At 70.5% G+C, this 14,767-nt stretch carries 16 protein-coding genes; 11 read left to right on the top strand and 5 right to left on the bottom strand.

Going from position 1 to position 14,767, the window contains the following annotated elements:
* The first annotated feature begins 116 nt into the window (after window positions 1-116).
* Window positions 117-1,211 (top strand): bifunctional succinyldiaminopimelate transaminase/glutamate-prephenate aminotransferase, encoded by a 1,095-nt coding sequence (locus tag OG734_RS14835; protein ID WP_330287964.1) that lies wholly within the window; start codon window positions 117-119, stop codon window positions 1,209-1,211.
* 81 nt (window positions 1,212-1,292) lie between these two features.
* Here the strand turns inward: OG734_RS14835 and OG734_RS14830 are convergent, their stop codons facing one another.
* Window positions 1,293-1,745 (bottom strand): ATP-binding protein, encoded by a 453-nt coding sequence (locus OG734_RS14830; RefSeq protein ID WP_330287963.1) that lies wholly within the window; start codon window positions 1,743-1,745, stop codon window positions 1,293-1,295.
* A 319-nt stretch (window positions 1,746-2,064) separates the two neighbouring features.
* The gene (locus tag OG734_RS14825; protein ID WP_330287962.1) at window positions 2,065-3,051 is read right to left on the bottom strand and encodes a heavy metal transporter; all 987 of its coding nucleotides are present in this window, start codon (window positions 3,049-3,051) and stop codon (window positions 2,065-2,067) included.
* Between the two features lie 141 nt (window positions 3,052-3,192).
* Between OG734_RS14825 and dapE the strand changes: the two genes are divergently transcribed.
* On the top strand, window positions 3,193-4,272 hold the full coding sequence (dapE, locus tag OG734_RS14820; protein WP_330287961.1) for a succinyl-diaminopimelate desuccinylase: 1,080 nt from the start codon (window positions 3,193-3,195) through the stop codon (window positions 4,270-4,272).
* A 126-nt stretch (window positions 4,273-4,398) separates the two neighbouring features.
* Window positions 4,399-5,157 (top strand): TIGR00730 family Rossman fold protein, encoded by a 759-nt coding sequence (locus OG734_RS14815; RefSeq protein ID WP_330287960.1) that lies wholly within the window; start codon window positions 4,399-4,401, stop codon window positions 5,155-5,157.
* Window positions 5,158-5,343: 186 nt separating this feature from the next.
* On the opposite strand, the gene folP is transcribed toward OG734_RS14815, so the two are convergent.
* Complete coding sequence (gene folP / locus OG734_RS14810) at window positions 5,344-6,204, bottom strand: dihydropteroate synthase (RefSeq protein ID WP_330287959.1); 861 nt, start codon at window positions 6,202-6,204, stop codon at window positions 5,344-5,346.
* 217 nt (window positions 6,205-6,421) lie between these two features.
* Between folP and OG734_RS14805 the strand changes: the two genes are divergently transcribed.
* Together OG734_RS14805 and OG734_RS14800 are read left to right on the top strand one after the other, a co-directional pair.
* Window positions 6,422-6,772 (top strand): DivIVA domain-containing protein, encoded by a 351-nt coding sequence (locus OG734_RS14805; RefSeq protein ID WP_330287958.1) that lies wholly within the window; start codon window positions 6,422-6,424, stop codon window positions 6,770-6,772.
* On the top strand, window positions 6,769-7,359 hold the full coding sequence (locus OG734_RS14800; RefSeq protein ID WP_330287957.1) for a DNA-3-methyladenine glycosylase I: 591 nt from the start codon (window positions 6,769-6,771) through the stop codon (window positions 7,357-7,359). The genes OG734_RS14805 and OG734_RS14800 overlap by 4 nt, the downstream gene beginning before the upstream one ends.
* Window positions 7,360-7,390: 31 nt before the next feature.
* Here the strand turns inward: OG734_RS14800 and OG734_RS14795 are convergent, their stop codons facing one another.
* Window positions 7,391-8,194: an enoyl-CoA hydratase/isomerase family protein gene (locus tag OG734_RS14795; RefSeq protein ID WP_330287956.1), complete on the bottom strand. Its 804-nt coding sequence runs from the start codon at window positions 8,192-8,194 to the stop codon at window positions 7,391-7,393.
* 380 nt (window positions 8,195-8,574) lie between these two features.
* Between OG734_RS14795 and OG734_RS14790 the strand changes: the two genes are divergently transcribed.
* Entirely contained in the window at window positions 8,575-8,742 is a 168-nt protein-coding gene (locus tag OG734_RS14790) for a DUF3117 domain-containing protein (RefSeq protein WP_003966491.1), read from the top strand.
* Between the two features lie 111 nt (window positions 8,743-8,853).
* On the opposite strand, the gene OG734_RS14785 is transcribed toward OG734_RS14790, so the two are convergent.
* Window positions 8,854-9,552, bottom strand: coding sequence for an O-methyltransferase (locus tag OG734_RS14785; protein ID WP_330293660.1), 699 nt, complete (start codon window positions 9,550-9,552; stop codon window positions 8,854-8,856).
* 193 nt (window positions 9,553-9,745) lie between these two features.
* Here OG734_RS14785 and sigE point away from each other — a divergent pair, with 193 nt between their 5' ends.
* The 5 genes from sigE (at window position 9,746) to OG734_RS14760 (ending at window position 14,721) form a co-directional block, all read left to right on the top strand.
* Window positions 9,746-10,519 carry an RNA polymerase sigma factor SigE gene (sigE, locus tag OG734_RS14780; RefSeq protein ID WP_330287955.1) on the top strand — a complete coding sequence of 258 codons (774 nt, stop codon included), beginning with the start codon at window positions 9,746-9,748 and terminating at the stop codon, window positions 10,517-10,519.
* Window positions 10,516-11,523, top strand: coding sequence for an anti-sigma factor family protein (locus OG734_RS14775; RefSeq protein ID WP_330287954.1), 1,008 nt, complete (start codon window positions 10,516-10,518; stop codon window positions 11,521-11,523). Before sigE ends, OG734_RS14775 begins: the two co-directional genes overlap by 4 nt.
* A 64-nt stretch (window positions 11,524-11,587) precedes the next feature.
* Window positions 11,588-13,180 (top strand): S1C family serine protease, encoded by a 1,593-nt coding sequence (locus OG734_RS14770; protein WP_330287953.1) that lies wholly within the window; start codon window positions 11,588-11,590, stop codon window positions 13,178-13,180.
* A gap of 209 nt (window positions 13,181-13,389) precedes the next feature.
* Window positions 13,390-13,842, top strand: a complete 453-nt coding sequence (locus tag OG734_RS14765) for a sec-independent translocase (protein WP_330287952.1) — start codon at window positions 13,390-13,392, stop codon at window positions 13,840-13,842.
* 219 nt (window positions 13,843-14,061) lie between these two features.
* Window positions 14,062-14,721, top strand: coding sequence for a hypothetical protein (locus OG734_RS14760; protein ID WP_330287951.1), 660 nt, complete (start codon window positions 14,062-14,064; stop codon window positions 14,719-14,721).
* Window positions 14,722-14,767 lie beyond the last annotated feature (46 nt).

The raw sequence follows: 14,767 nt of genomic DNA, 5'->3' as shown, positions 1-14,767 counted from the left end.
GCGCCGCCTCGGTCCCGTACGGCCTGATCATCTTGATCTTGACCGCCGTACGGGACCGAGGCGTTTGGCGTACGCATGTACGCACGCACTTCGTACTTGAAAGTGAGCCAGATCCCGTGTCCGCAGTCTCCGACCGCCTCCCCACCTTCCCCTGGGACAAGCTGGAGCCGTACAAGAAGACGGCTGCCGCGCACCCGGACGGCATCGTCGACCTGTCGGTCGGCACGCCGGTCGACCCGGTCCCCGAGCTGATCCAGAAAGCGCTGGTCGCCGCGGCCGACTCCCCGGGCTATCCGACCGTCTGGGGCACGCCGGAACTACGCGACGCGCTGACCGCCTGGGTCGAACGACGACTCGGCGCCCGGGACGTCACCCACCGCCACGTCCTGCCGATCGTCGGCTCCAAGGAACTCGTCGCCTGGCTCCCGACCCAGCTGGGCCTGGGCCCTGGCGACAAGGTCGCCTACCCGCGCCTGGCCTACCCGACGTACGAGGTGGGCGCCCGCCTGGCCCGCGCCGAGTACGAGGTCTACGACGACCCGACGACGGACCTGGGCCCCACCGACCTCAAGCTCCTCTGGCTCAACTCGCCCTCGAACCCCACGGGCCGGGTGCTGAGCAAGGAGGAGCTGACCAGGACGGTCGCCTGGGCCCGCGAGCACGGTGTGCTGATCTTCTCCGACGAGTGCTACATCGAGCTGGGCTGGGAGGCCGACCCGGTCTCCGTACTCCACCCGGACGTGTGCGGCGGCTCGTACGAGGGGATCGTGTCCGTCCACTCCCTCTCCAAGCGCTCCAACCTCGCCGGCTACCGCGCCGCCTTCCTCGCCGGTGACCCTGAGGTCCTCGGCCCGCTGCTGCAGATCCGCAAGCACGGCGGCATGATGACCTCGGCGCCCACCCAGGCGGCGGTCGTGGCCGCGCTCGGCGACGACACGCATGTGCGCGAGCAGCGCGAACGGTACCTGGCCCGTCGTACGGCCCTGCGCGAGGCCCTGGTGCGGCACGGCTTCCGGATCGAGCACAGCGAGGCCAGTCTCTACCTGTGGGCCACCCGCGAGGAGTCCTGCTGGGACACCGTCGCCCACCTCGCCGACCTGGGCATCCTGGTGGCGCCGGGCGACTTCTACGGCACCGCGGGTGAGACGTTCGTCCGCGTGGCTCTGACGGCGACGGACGAGCGGGTGGCGGCGGCGGTCGCCCGCCTGTAGTCACCCTGTAGTCAGTACGACGGAGGGGCCCGGGGAAGATCCCCGGGCCCCTCCGCCATCACCTGGTCACCGCTGCTCGGGTCAGCCCAGCGGCAGACCCTGCAGGGGCAGCTGGCCGGCGCCCGGCAGGCCCTTCGTGGGGAGCGCGTCCGTGGGCAGGCCGCCCTTCGTGGCGGTCTCCGCGGTGTCGCCGAGGAGGGCGCCGGCGTCGCCCGTCGCTCCGCCGGCCGTCTTTTGCGCGGCGGGCGTGGCCTTCTTGGCGACCTTGCCGCCGGTCTTGGCCGCTGTCGGCACGGACTTCTTGACCGCGTCGCCACCGGTTTGGCCCGCGAGCCCGGAAACGTTCTGAGCCGCACCATCGACGGTGTTGCCCACGTTCGCCCCGTCCAGGGCGGTCAGGCCGCCGAGGTTCGGGGTGGCCGGCAGACCTGCGGGGGCCGCGCTGGCGGCGCCGGCCGCACCGACCCCGGCTGCCGCTCCCGCCGCTACGAGCAGCGCTGCACGGGCGATCCGGCGGGTCAGGGGGAGGGACATGATGCTCCTGAGTGTCGGTTGACTGTTGATCGTCCGGACTCGGACGCAGTGACTACCGCTCGAAGCCCCCTGAAGGTTGCGGCGCCGCAATGTAAAGAATTGGCAATGCGTCGCATTATCGGCTGCGGATAAAAACGGGCAAAGGGCACCCGGTCCGAAAGTCGGGTGAATCCTTGTGACGGGTTGCAGCCCTTTGTTCGCAAGGGTTCTGGCGGACAGTGCGCGGATGTGGGAGTGACTCGGCGAAAACCCGCGCAGACTTACACCGGGACCCGCCAGGAGTAACCCTCGCGAGTGACGTCCCGTACTCCTGTTCGTACTACTGCGCGGTGACGATACGGACCACGTCCGTGCCCTCACCTGTGCCCTTGACCGGGCCGTTCTCCGTGCCGACCGGGCGCCACTGGCTGTCGGTGTTACCGGCCGTCCATCGCCGCCCCGCGTACGAGACGTTCTCGATGTGCAGCGCGGAGGCGTTGGCCACCGCCCAGTGCGCCAGCTGCCAGCCGTGCTGCCGGACCGTCGACCCGGCGGCCTTGCCGGTGCCCGAGGGCACGGGAATCGTCACGGTCCGCCCCTCGGCGGCCGTCGTCGTGGTGGGGGAGGGCGAGGGGGCGGCTGCCTTGCGGCCCACCTCCGCACCGGCCACGGCGAGCACATCGCGGCCGAAGTCCCGTACGAGCGCCGCCCGTACGGCCTCCGGACCGCCGGTCGGGGTGTCGCTCGGGCGGCCCTCGCAGGTCAGGGTGGCCGCCGCGCGCCCGGTCAGGGCCGCCGCCAGCAGCACGGCGTCCGGCTCGTGCTTCGCGTATGCCTGCGGATAGCCGCTGCGCTGGACGCGCTGCGCGGCCACGGTGAGGGGGAGGCGTGAGTAGTCGGAGACCTTGACGAGATGGTCGTAGAACTCGCCCGCCGAGTAGGTCGGGTCCTGGATCTCCTTCGCCGTTCCCCAGCCCTGTGAGGGGCGTTGCTGGAACAGGCCCAGTGAATCCCGGTCGCCATGGGTGATGTTGCGCAGCCCCGACTCCTGGAGGGCGGTCGCCAGCGCGATGGCGACGGCACGTTCGGGCAGCCCACGCGCGGTACCGACCGCGGTGATCGTCGCCGCGTTGACCGCCTGCTCGGGGGTGAACTCGTACGCGGCTCCGTCGCCGTCGGCCGAGACGACCTCGCAGGCGGGTTTCCCGGTGCCGCCAGTGACGTACTGCACCGCGAGATAGCCCGCGACGGCGAGCAGGACCAGGAAGGACGCCCCACGGCGGAGGGGGCGGCCGCGACGCGTGTAGGTGGCAGACGACTCCGGCATTCGTACAAGGTACTGGAGAGTAGGGAGTGCGGCTTCAGTGGCGGGTGAGGGGGTGGCCGGAAGGAGGTGAAGGGGTGGTGTGAAGTGGTTTGCGGGGCAGCGGAATGATGTGCGGTGGGGCGGCGCGTTAGGGTCGTCGGCATGGCCGATACCCCGCTTGACCTCTCGTTGGACGCCGCCCTTCTGACCGCGTGGCTCGTCGACTTTCCCTCGGAGAGCGGCAGCGAGAAGCCGCTCGCGGACGCGATCGAGACCGCCCTGCGTGCCCTTCCGCACCTCGTGGTCGAGCGGTACGGGAACAACGTCGTCGCCCGGACGAACCTGGGCCGCGCGGAACGCGTGATCCTGGCCGGCCACATCGACACGGTCCCGATCGCCGACAACGTCCCCTCGCGGCTGGACGAGGACGGGGTCCTGTGGGGCTGCGGCACATGCGACATGAAGTCGGGGGTCGCGGTGCAGCTGCGGATCGCGGCCACGGTGACGGCACCGAACAGGGACCTGACATTCATCTTCTACGACCAGGAAGAGGTCGCGGCCGAGCTGAACGGCCTCAGGCATGTGGCCGAGGCGCACCCGGATTGGCTGGCGGGCGACTTCGCGGTGCTGCTTGAGCCGTCCGACGGCCAGGTGGAGGGCGGCTGTCAGGGCACGCTGAGGGTGCTGCTGAAGACGGCGGGGGAGCGGGCCCACTCGGCGCGCAGCTGGATGGGCTCCAACGCGATCCACGCGGCGGCCCCGATCCTGGCGAAACTGGCCTCGTACAAGCCGCGTTACCCGGTGATCGACGGACTGGAGTACCGGGAGGGGCTGAACGCGGTCGGCATCGGGGGTGGAGTGGCGGGCAACGTCATCCCCGACGAGTGTGTGGTGACGGTCAACTTCCGTTACGCGCCCGACCGTTCGGAAGCGGAGGCCCTCGCGCACGTACGGGAGGTGTTCGCGGACTGCGGAGTCACGGAGTTCGTCGTCGACGACCACAGCGGCGCCGCCCTCCCCGGCCTCTCGCACCCCGCGGCGGCGGCCTTCATCGAGGCGGTCGGCGGCACTCCGCAGCCCAAGTACGGCTGGACGGACGTGTCCCGCTTCAGCGCGCTCGGCATCCCCGCGGTCAACTACGGCCCGGGAAACCCGCACTTGGCGCACAAGCGGGACGAACGGGTAGAAACCGCAAAGATTCTGGCGGGCGAGGAACGACTGCGGGCCTGGCTGACGTCATGACCCGGCAGGGGGTCCGAAGTTGCCGGGAGGCGGCGCTTCATGGCGGACATGCTCACGTCCCCCGTCCGTAACCGGCGGAGATCTACGCTGAGGTGGAACGACAGTAGGTGGAGGAAGGGAGCGGCCATGGCTACCGGCAACCCCGAGGGCAAGAAGCAACCGCCGGAGGAGCAGCGGCTCGGACCGGTGCTGCGCAGGCGCGATCAGGTCCAGGCGAGCACCACCGACCAGCGTCTCCTCGACGCGGGCGGCCCCTCCGACTGGGTCCACACGGACCCGTGGCGGGTACTGCGCATCCAGTCGGAGTTCATCGAGGGCTTCGGCACCCTGGCGGAACTCCCGCCCGCGATCAGCGTGTTCGGCTCGGCGCGTACGCCGGCGGGCTCCCCGGAGTACGAGGCGGGCGTCCGTCTCGGCCGAGGCCTGGTGGAGGCCGGGTTCGCGGTGATCACGGGCGGCGGTCCGGGGGCGATGGAGGCGGCCAACAAGGGCGCGTGCGAGGCGAAGGGCGTCTCGGTGGGGCTGGGCATCGAGCTCCCCTTCGAGCAGGGGCTCAACCCCTACGTCGACATCGGCCTGAACTTCCGCTACTTCTTCGTCCGCAAGATGATGTTCGTGAAGTACGCGCAGGGCTTCGTGGTCCTGCCCGGAGGCCTGGGCACCCTCGACGAACTCTTCGAGGCGCTGACCCTGGTCCAGACGCAGAAGGTCACACGCTTCCCGATCGTGCTCTTCGGGAGCGAGTACTGGGGCGGCCTGATCGACTGGCTGAGGAACACGCTGATCGCCCAGGGCAAGGCATCGGAGAAGGACCTGATGCTCTTCCACGTCACGGACGACGTCGACGAGGCGGTGGCGCTGGTGTCGAAGGAGGCGGGGCGCTGAGCGCTGGGCTTGAGCGGCGGTGTCTCGGGGGCGCCGCCCCCGAACCCCCGCTCCGGCCCTGAAGGGGCCTTGTTCTCAAACGCCGGACAGGCTGAATATCCAGCCCCTCCGGCGTTTGAGGAGCGGGGTCCGGGGCGGAGTCCCAGAAGGATGGGACGGGTAGGGGCGGCGGGGGCGAAGACCCCCCTACGCCAACCCCCGCCGCGCCACCGCCGGGGGACGGTGGCCCGCGATCGACGTCACCATGTCCAGTACCTGCCGCGTCTCCGCGACCTCGTGGACGCGGTACACCCGCGCCCCCAGCCACATCGACACCGCCGTCGTCGCCAGCGTGCCCACCAGCCGTTCCTTCAACGGCCGGTCCAGCGTCTCGCCCACGAAGTCCTTGTTGGACAGGGACACCAGCACCGGCCACCCCGTCTCCACCATCTCCCCCAGCCGCCGCGTCGCCTCCAGACTGTGCCGCGTGTTCTTCCCGAAGTCGTGCCCGGGATCGATCATCACCGACTCCCGCGGCACCCCCAGCGCGACCGCCCGTTCGGCCAGCCCGACGGTCACCCGCAGGATGTCGGCCATGACGTCCTCGTACGCCACCCGGTGCGGCCGCGTCCGAGGCTCCGCACCGCCCGCGTGCGTGCACACCAACCCCACTCCGTACCGCCCCGCGACCTCCGCGAGCCGCGGATCGACGCCGCCCCACGCGTCGTTCAGCAGATCCGCACCGGCCTCGCACACGGCCTCGCCCACATCGGCCCGCCAGGTGTCCACGCTGATGATCACGTCGGGGAAACGGCGCCGCACCTCCGCCACGAAGCCGACCGTCCGCCGCGCCTCCTCCGTCGCGGTCACCTCTTCGCCCGGCCCTGCCTTCACCCCGCCGATGTCGATGATGGCGGCACCCTCTGACATCGCCTGCTCCACGCGCGCGAGCGCAGGCTCGTCGCGGAAGGTGGCTCCCTGGTCGTAGAAGGAGTCCGGGGTCCGGTTCACGATCGCCATGATCACCGGCTCGTGCGCGCCGAATTCACGCCTGCCCAGTCTGAGCATCGCCTGTGACCCCTCCTAGTACGTTTCCAGCACGTTCCTGTGCCCGGCCCGGCAATCAACCCTGTATTCGGCCGCCTGCGACCATAACTGCCAGACTCGCATGGCACGATCGGACCCTGCCGCATTCGGCACAGGCACTTTGATCAACCCGATCAAGCCGAACGAACCCGATCCACCTGATCAACCCGATCCATCCGAATCCCGTGGGGACCCAGCGATGTTGATGTTCTTGTTCCTGGTCGTCGCGCTCGCCGTCGTGGTCGCCGCGGTGACGCTGGCCGTGGTCGGCGGCGGCGAGAGCGCCGTCCTGCCCGAGGTCGCGCCCGAGCGGCTCCAGGACCCCCTGCCGCTCGACCGTCCGGTCGGCCGCGGCGATGTCGAGTCCCTCCGCTTCCCGGTCGCCGCCCGCGGCTACCGCATGTCGGACGTCGACGACGCGCTCACCCGCCTCGGTGCCGAACTCGCCGAGCGCGACGCCCGGATCGCCGACCTGGAGTCCGCGCTGGCCGGCGCCCAGGCCGCGCCGCGGGTCAGCATGGACAAGTCGGTCGAGGGGAACGAGCAGTGAGCGACGAAGGCGTGACCCTGGCCGGCCCCGACGGCGCTCTGCGCTGCCCCTGGGCGCTGTCCACGGAGGACTACGTGACGTACCACGACGAGGAGTGGGGCCGCCCCGTCCACGGCGACGACGCCCTCTTCGAACGGCTCTCCCTGGAGGCCTTCCAGTCCGGCCTCTCCTGGATCACCATCCTGCGCCGCCGGCCGGGCTTCCGTACCGCCTTCGCCGATTTCAAGATCTCGTCCGTAGCGGTCTTCACGGACGCCGACCGCGAACGGCTCCTCGCCGACGCCGGCATCATCCGCAACCGCGCGAAGGTCGACGCGACGATCGCCAACGCGCGCGTGCTGGCCGAGTGGGCCCCGGGTGAGCTGGACGAACAGATCTGGTCCCACGCCCCCGATGCCGCGACCCGGCCGGTCCCCAGGACCCTGTCCGACGTCCCCGCGATCACCCCGGAGTCGACGGCCCTGTCGAAGGCCCTGAAGAAGCGGGGCCTGCGCTTCGTGGGCCCGACGACCGCGTACGCACTGATGCAGGCGTGCGGGTTGGTGGACGACCACCTGGAGACGTGCGTGGCGAGAAGCACCCCGTAAGGGGGCTTCCGACGGCGCTCCGCCCCCCGAACTAACGACCCAAGTACTTCGGCTTCTCCTTGTTGACGAACGCCTGCACCGCGATCCCGTGATCCTCCGACGCGCCCGCCCGTGCCTGGAGTTCGTCCTCCTTCTCCAGGGTCTCCTCCAGGGAGTGGGTGAACCCGTACGCCATGGCCTCCTTGAGGGCCGCGTACGCCACCGTGGGGCCGGCTGCCAGGGCCCGTGCCGTCTTCTCGGCCTCGGCCCGCAGCTCCGCCGCCGGGACGACCCGGTTCGCGATGCCCAGTTCGTACGCCTCCTGCGCCTTGATGCTGCGCGGGAACAGGAGCAGGTCGGCGGCGCGGCCGGGGCCGACCACGCGCGGGAGCGTCCAGGAGACGCCCGAGTCGGCGGTCAGCGCCACGCCCGCGAAGGACGTGTTGAAGGCGGCCGTGTCCGCGACGACCCGGTAGTCCGCGGCGAGCGCGAAGCCGAAGCCGGCCCCGGCCGCGACGCCGTTCACGCCCGCCACCACCGGCTTGGGCATGCCCGTCAGCGCCCGCACGATGGGGTTGTAGTGCTCGCGGACCGTCGTCATGGTCTGGCCCGTGCCGGCCTCGCGGTCGGCGGCCAGCAGCCCGATGTGCTCCTTGAGGTCCTGGCCCACGCAGAACGCCCGGTCACCAGCGGCGGTCAGCAGCACCGCCCGTACGGCGTCGTCGGTGGCCGCCGACTGGACCGCCTCCCGGAGTGCGACCTTGGTCGCGATGCTCAGCGCGTTCATCGCCTCGGGGCGGTTCAGCGTGATCGTCGCCAGCCCGTCGTGCACCTCGTAGAGCACGGTGTCGGCCATGGGGGTCCCCTCCGGTGTCGCGGCTGCGTCGTCGTAGGTACTGATCAGTAAGTCCTCGTCCCATGACAGCATGGCGGAGATCACGAGCCGAGGAGAGGGTCGGTCATGTGACCTGCGTCAAAGAATTTCGGTTCGGCCGTGGTCGGTACGAGTCGGCGCGGCGGCGAAGTATCGCAGCCACATCGCCGAATTGAGTGGTTTTGCTCGCGCGCGTTGCCCAAGCGATGCCGACTGATGTTGGTCATAGGGTCCTGAGATGCGGGATAATGGCCTGGAAGCAATGTGTTCGATGCCGGTGACGTGCGTCCCATGAGGGGATGCGCGTGCCCTCCTAAGGGGCCGTCGGCGACGATGAGCTGGTTTCAGGAAGGGGAACGAGCATGGCGGCCATGAAGCCGCGGACGGGCGATGGCCCGCTCGAGGTGACAAAGGAGGGGCGGGGCATCGTCATGCGCGTTCCGCTCGAAGGCGGCGGTCGGCTCGTCGTCGAGCTGACCCCTGACGAGGCTGACGCCCTGGGCGATGCCCTCAAGAAGGTCGTCGGCTGACGCGCGGACGCGTCCATACCCTTTCAGCTGCCCCGGCATCGTGAACCTACGGTGCCGGGGCACTGTTTTGCCGTCCGTGAGCCAGTACGTGAACCACGAGACCCAAAGGGCTCAGCGCTTGACCGCGCACAGCAGTCCGTCACCCACGGGCACCAGGGACGACACCAGTTCCTGGCTCTCGCGCACCGCGCGTAGCAACTCCCGCAGCCGTATGACCTCGGTGGGCTGGGGACCCGAATCGACCGTCCTGCCGTTGGCGAAGACGCCCTCGAAAACCACCAGGCCACCCGTACGGAGCAGACGCAACGATTCAGCTAGGTAGTCCAGGCTCTCCAGCCGGTCGCCGTCGCAGAAGACGAGGTCGTAGCCGGCGTCCGCGAGCCGGGGCAGCACGTCCAGGGCGCGGCCCGGGATGAAGCGGGCGCGGTTGCTGGCGAAGCCGGACGCGCGGAAGGCCTGGCGGGCGAACTGCTGGTGATCCGGCTCGGGGTCGACCGTCGTCAGGACCCCGTCCGCGCGCATGCCCTGCAGGAGGTACATGCCCGAGACGCCCGTCCCGGTCCCGATCTCCGCCACCGACTTCGCGTCCACGGAGGCGGCCAGCAGCCGTAGCGCGGCGCCCGTGCTGGGCGCGACCGAGCGCAGCCCCGCCTCGCGGGCCCGGTCACGGGCCCAGCGCAGTGCTTCGTCCTCGGCGACAAAGGCGTCGGCGAACGCCCAGCTCGTCTGCCGGTTGCCGGTAATGACCCTCTCCTGTCCCCGCAGTTGCCTGGGCGTGACTGTATCCGTTGCGGCCGGGAACCTGCTGATGGGACCGGGCGTTTAGAGGGGTGCGGGACGAGGTGGGGCAGACAGGATAAGGACTAAGGGGGATGAGCGGATGGACCGGCACACCGAGAGCGCAGGAAACGCGGTGCAGGTGCTGACACGGCCGAACGAGCCGGATCAGCGCCCATCAATTTCTCCGAAAACCGCTTATCCGGAGCTAACGGGCGAGGTGGCTATGGTAGGGGCTCCACTGGACACCACCAGAGCCGACAGGGGAGGTGCGGCTGCGCCTGTGGATCGAGGAGGAGCGCTCCGGCGCCTTCTTGGATCAGCGGGCAGGCCGAAATCCGTGAACAAGACTGCTGCTGACCCCAGCCACGCCGCTGACCGAGCCCAGACCGCGACCTTCACCACCGACGCGGACGGGCAGGCGTGGACTCCGCCCACGTGGGAGGAGATCGTCAGCACGCACAGCGGCCGCGTCTACCGCCTGGCATACCGCCTGACGGGCAACCAGCACGACGCCGAGGACCTCACACAGGAGGTCTTCGTCCGCGTCTTCCGCTCGCTGTCGACGTACACGCCCGGCACCTTCGAGGGCTGGCTGCACCGCATCACCACCAACCTCTTCCTGGACATGGTCCGCCGCAAGCAGCGCATCCGCTTCGACGCCCTCGGCGACGACGCGGCCGAGCGTCTGCCCAGCCGTGAGCCCTCCCCGCAACAGGTCTTCAACGACGCGCACTTCGACGCGGACGTCCAGCAGGCGCTGGACACGCTCGCGCCCGAGTTCCGCGCCGCCGTCGTCCTGTGCGACATCGAGGGACTGTCGTACGAGGAGATCGCCGCGACTCTCGGCGTGAAGCTCGGCACCGTCCGCTCCCGTATCCACCGGGGCCGCTCCCAGCTCCGCAAGGCCCTCGCGCACCGCTCTCCGGAGGCCCGTGCCGAGCGCCGCTTCGCGGTGCCACAGGTGGCCGCGCTGGGAGGAGGGGGCGCGACCGCGTGAGTGGATCACGGCAGTACTCTGCCGAGCGTCGCCTCGCAGAGCAGCATCTGGGAGACCGCCTCTCCGCCCTGGTGGACGGAGAACTCGGTCATGAGACGCGTGAGCGCGTCCTGGCGCACCTGGCCACCTGCGCGAAGTGCAAGGCGGAGGCCGATGCACAGCGCCGTCTGAAGAACGTCTTCGCGGAAATGGCCCCGCCACCGCCCTCCGAGAGCTTTCTGGCCCGTCTGCAGGGCCTTCCCGGAGGAGGTGATTCCGACTCCGGCGGCTCACCGCTGGGCGGGGGAGGATTCGCCGACGGGCTCTCCGGATTCCCCGGGGGTCCAGGAGTCGGCTCAGGAGTCGGTTCAGGAGTCTTCGGGATGAGGGGGGAAGGGTTCGGGTACGTTCCCGCCCGTCCGCACACCTCCGTGCTCCCGTCCGCTCCGGGCCGGGGATTCCGTATCCACGACGTCGGTCGTCACGATGCCGACCGGTCGTCCTCGCGCGGCCTGCGGTTCGCGTTCGCCGCCGCCGGTGCGGTGTCGCTGGCCGCGATCGCGCTGGGCGGGGTGTCGACGGGCGTTCCCGGCGACACGACCGACGCCCGGGGCACCTCCGGGGGCAGCAATGTGACGCCGATGCGTCCGCAGGGCGGTGGGACCTCGACGGCTCCTGACAGCCAGCGGCGCCGATCGGGCGGTCCGCTGTTCTCGCAGGGACTGGGGCAGGGGACGTTCGGACAGACACCCTTGTCGTCGACAGAGGCGTCCGCGCCGCTGCTGCCGGGCATCCCGGCGCCGCCCACCGGGGGCCGGGAGCGCGAGGCCATGCATCCGCTGACCACGCCGGTCGTGGCCGCCGCCGCGGTGCTGTCCCCGCTCATACGCCCGCTGGCGGTCCCGCAGGTCTCCCTGAGCTCCTGGTCTTCGGCGCCCGAGGTGGCGGTCCAGGGTCTGCTGATGGCACCGGCGCCCGACTCGTCCCCCGCACCGTCCCCGTCCACCTCGGACACGGTCCGCTGACCCCGCGAACCTGGTTGAATCCGAGGTGCGGGCCGCACAACGGCGGGCCAGGTGTGGGGAGAGCATGAACGAGGGGAAGCCCGCGAAGGCCAACTGGTGGAGTCGGCCCCGGGAGGAATCGGCGCCCGTCCAGGAGGCGCCGATTTCCGGCCAGGATGCTCAGGAGGCTTCGGCCTCCGCTCCGGCTTTTGGTGAGGGAGTGTCAGGGGCGAGCCCGGCCGCCGCCGGTGACGAGGGTGACTTCGAGCTGCCGCCGCCTGTACTGCCTGCAGGGGTGGCCGACACGGCTGACGCGGTGCCCGCTGTCGAGGCAGGCACTCAGTCTCCGCACGACCCCGATCCCTACGGCACCCCGCCCTACGGCCATCCCGGCCCCTGGGCGCCCGCTCCGCCGGTTCAGCACCCCGCGATGACCCCGGCGCACGGTACGGCCGTGCCGGAGCCGCAGGCGCCCGCTGACGACCCCTGGCACCGCTACGACCCCTGGGCACCCTCCGCCCCCCTCCAACAGAACGGAGCCGGCCCCGTCGGCGGCCGGCCGGGGGCGCGCAAGCGTGGGTTGGCAGTCGGGGCCGTGTTGCTCGCGCTGCTCTCCGGGGGCATCGGTGGGGCGGCCGGGTCGTATCTGGAGCGTCATCAGGGGGACGGCGACCGTATTCAGCTGCCGCAGGCCGAGCGGGACGAGTCCGTCGGGCGGGCTCCGGACAGCGTGGCCGGGATCGCCGCGCGTGCGCTGCCCAGTGTGGTGACGCTGCATGTGCGCGGGGCGGGCGCGGAGGGCACCGGCACCGGGTTCGTGCTCGACGGCCGGGGACACATCCTCACCAACAACCACGTCGTCGAGCCCGCCGGCGCCGGCGGCGGGATAACCGTGACGTTCAGCGGCGGCGAGACAGCCCAGGCCGAGGTCGTCGGACGGGACAGCGGATACGACCTCGCCGTCGTCAAGGTGAGCGGAGTCGACGGGCTGCGTCCCGTGGTCCTCGGGAACTCCGACAACGTGGCGGTCGGCGACCCCGTCGTCGCCATCGGAGCCCCCTTCGACCTCGCCAACACCGTCACCTCCGGCATCATCAGCGCCAAGGAACGGCCCATCACCGCCGGGGGCGGAAGCGGCGACGGGAGCGACGTCTCGTATGTCGACGCGCTCCAGACCGACGCGTCCATCAACCCGGGCAACTCCGGCGGGCCGCTGCTCGACGCCCGGGCCAGGGTCGTCGGGATCAACTCCGCGATCCGTTCCGCCGACAGCGGCTCGGGACTGGACGGCACGCAGGCCGGTTCGATCGGGCTCGGGTTCGCCATCCCCATCAACCAAGGCAAGCGTGTCGCCGAGGAACTGATCAACACCGGGAGGGCGACCCACCCCGTAATCGGCGTCACCCTGGACATGGACTACACCGGCGACGGCGCGCGCGTGGGCACGAACGGCGACGACGGCAGGCCCGCGGTCACCACGGGCGGCCCGGGTGACCGGGCGGGCCTGGAGGCCGGCGACGTCATCACCGTGGTCGACGGCCGGCGCGTGCACTCCGGCGAGGAACTGATCGTCAAGATCCGCGCCCACCGTCCCGGCGACCGACTGGAGCTGTCCCTGGTGCGCGGCGGCAGGGAACAGACGATCTCCCTCGTCCTCGGCTCCTCCGGCGGGAACTGACAGAAACCTCACAGGTGGCGGGCCCGTACGGCCCTCCACAAGGCAAACATCCCGGAAAACCGGTCGCGTACACGCACTCTTGGGCCCCCGGACGGTACCGGTGGGACAGGATGGCCGGGTACCGTGGAACCGGCCCGGACCACGGAAGACCGCGAAGACCGCACGGACCACCGAGGGCCGAGGACCGAGGACATCGCAAGGAGCTTCAGGTGTTCAATGACATAGGACCGCTCGAGCTGGTGACGCTCGTGCTCCTCGCCGTGCTCGTCTTCGGTCCGGAGAAGCTTCCGAAGATGATCCAGGACGTCACGCGCACCATTCGCAAGATCCGGGAGTTCTCGGAGGGCGCGAAGCAGGACATCCGCCAGGAGCTGGGCCCGGAGTTCAAGGACTTCGAGTTCGAGGACCTGAACCCCAAGACGTTCATCCGCAAGCAGCTGGACAACGACGAACTGGGGCTCAAGGAGATCCGCAACGGCTTCGACCTGAAGAAGGAGATGGCCGAGGTCACGGACGCGGTCCACGGCCGCGAGTCGGACGCGCCGTCCTCCTCCCCGTCCTCCCCCTCCTCTTCTTCGTCGGGTTCCTCCGGTGGCACCGTCGACATGACGAAGAAGCCCGAGCCGGACGAGCGCCCGCCCTTCGACGCGGACGCCACCTGACCTTCGTAGGTCCGCGCGTGACGTGACTCATACTCCGACCGGGCCCCGGACGGCCCGATCCGGACGTCTGCGAGGCCCACGCGCCGGGCGCTTTCTCTGCTGCTCGGAGCGGTGTGGCTATGCTGCCGAGTTGTTGTGGGCCCGTGCATGAGCGAACGACGCCGCCCGAAGGGGGGCGGGCCGCTCCGGGCCGACGAGAACGAGGAGGCGTCCGGGTAAATGGAGACGACAAGTCGGGTGGGCGCGCAGGCGCCGGCCGCGGAGGGCGGACAACAGGTCCCCTCCGCCCGGCGCACGGTCGACGGCTATCTGCTGGCGCCCTTCCCTTGGTACGGCCTCGACGAGGCCTTCACGGGACCGCGCTGGCTGATGCAGGTGGGTACGGCGGCCGACGGTGCCGTCGCGCACGGTTCGATCGGGCACGGCGACGAACCCTCCGTACGGCACGAAGCCATGGGGGAGGACAAGGAGCGGTTCGCGGTGGTCGTCACCGTGGCCGCCAACCCCGTACGGCGCAGTGCGGACGGCACGGGGCTGCTGGAGGCCACCTCGGTGTCGTCGGCGGCCTGGCTGGCCGGTGTGGGGCTGCTGTCGTTCACCTGGCCCGGCCAGATGGACCACACCCTGCGCGACGACTGGCTGGACCAGCAGACGGAGACGGCGTGGGTCCTCGCGGACGATCTCGGCGGCGATGACTGGTCCACCCTCTCCCTCCCGGTCGACGGGGTGCCGACGCCCTTCCACTACCGGGAGTCCGAGTTCGGGTGGGTTCTCGCCGGGTCGACCCAGGAGGGTGTGCACGTGGGTGCGTACGGGCGCGGGATGAGCGCGTACGGGTTGGGCTTCGCCGTGATCAAGGATATTGGCGTGTACGCGTAGTCGGCGGTACGCGCTGGGGGCGCCCTCTTGGACGAGAGGGCGCCCC

The organism is Streptomyces sp. NBC_00576, from assembly GCF_036345175.1.
GTDB lineage: Bacteria > Actinomycetota > Actinomycetes > Streptomycetales > Streptomycetaceae > Streptomyces.
Note: the sequence above shows the minus strand (reverse complement) of the source record. Positions and strands in the feature narration are given on the sequence as shown.